Annotated in this window: 1 protein-coding gene; it reads right to left on the bottom strand. The window is 71.9% G+C overall.

Annotation, left to right across the window (positions count from 1 at the left end; translation table 11 throughout):
- Nucleotides 1-1471, bottom strand: a 1471-nt coding sequence (locus tag JHN63_RS50980; RefSeq protein WP_307782197.1) for a TIM-barrel domain-containing protein, incomplete at both ends; no start/stop codon positions are given.

Genomic DNA, 1471 nt, shown 5'->3' with positions numbered 1-1471 from the left:
CGACTGTCTCCTGGTGGCGCCGGTCCGACCCCGGATAGAGCACCGGCGCCACCAGGAGACAGTCGCCCAGCAGGAAGGCGTCCTCGCAGTCCCGTAGCGCACGATCCTCCGGGGCACCCCACCACAGGGGCCGCACATAGGGCGCTCCGGTTCGCCGCGCCAGATGCGCCAACGTCATGAAGTACGGCAGCAGCCGCCGCCGTTCGACGAGCGCCACGCGCGCGTGCTCCAGCACGTCGGCACCGAACTCCCAGGGCTCCCGACGCCCCGCCCGCAGGCTCGCGTGGGTGCGGAACAGCGGCAGAAACGCGCCGAGTTGGAACCAGCGCAGATACAGCTCCGGCGAGGGACTCCCGTCGAACCCGCCCACGTCCGGGCCCGAGTACGGAACCCCGCACAGCCCGAGCCCCATGACCAGCGACAGCGAGGCCCGCAACCCGGGCCAGCCGGTCGCCACATCGCCGGACCAGGTGCCCCCGTAGCTCTGCATCCCGGCCCACCCGGAACGCGAGAAGAGGAACGGCCGCTCCTGGGGGGCCAGTTCGCGAAGCGCCTCGTAGGCGGCCCTGGCCATGCACAGGGCGTACACGTTGTGCGCCTCACGATGGTCACCGCCCCGCCCGTCCAGGTCGTGCCGGGCCGAACGGGGCAACGTCGACTCCCCGAAGGCCGTGAAGGACGTGGGCTCGTTCATGTCGTGCCAGAACCCCGCGAACCCCTGCGCGAGCCGCTCCTGGTAGAGACCGCCCCACCACTCCCGCACACGCGCCTGCGTGAAGTCCGGGAAAACGGCCTCCCCGGGCCACACGACACCCCGCACCAGCCGCCCCGAGGCATCCCGCACGAAGGCGTCCTCGGACATCCCGCTGTCGTAGACGGCGTTTCCCGACTCGGTCTTCACCGCCGGATCGACGATCGACACCAGCCGGACGCCGTCCCGCCGCAACTCCTCGGCGAGCGCCGGCAGCTTCGGGAACCGCTCCTGGTCGACCGTGAACACCTGGTGCTCGTCGTAGTGGTCGATATCCAGATGGACGGCGTCCAGCGGCAGCCCGCGCTCCTGGTAGCCGGCGACGATCCGCCGCACCTCCCGCTCACTGCCGAAGCCCCACCGCGCGTGATGGTGACCCAGCGCCCAGGCCGGCGGCAGCGCGGGAGCACCCGTGAGCGATACCCAGGCGTGCAGCACGCGCGCGGGAGTACCCACGATCACCCAGCAGCGCAGCGGACCGCCGTCCATCCGCAGCTCGGACGCCCCCGCCCGGTCGTGCCCGGAACCGGCACCCTCCTCGCCCTCCCGCAGCGTCACCGTGCCGTCCCAGGAGGTGTCGTGGAACACCAGGTGTGTGGCCGCGTCGGCGACCACCAACTGCACCGGCATGGTGACGTACAACGGATCGTCACCCGGCACGAAGGCCCGCCCGGGGTCGGTGTTCCACAGCCGGTACGTCCCGTCGCGCAACCGGGGGCC

Origin of the sequence: Streptomyces sp. MBT65, assembly GCF_016612545.1 — a bacterium.
Lineage (GTDB): Bacteria > Actinomycetota > Actinomycetes > Streptomycetales > Streptomycetaceae > Streptomyces.
This window is presented reverse-complemented; position numbering and strand designations above follow the sequence as displayed.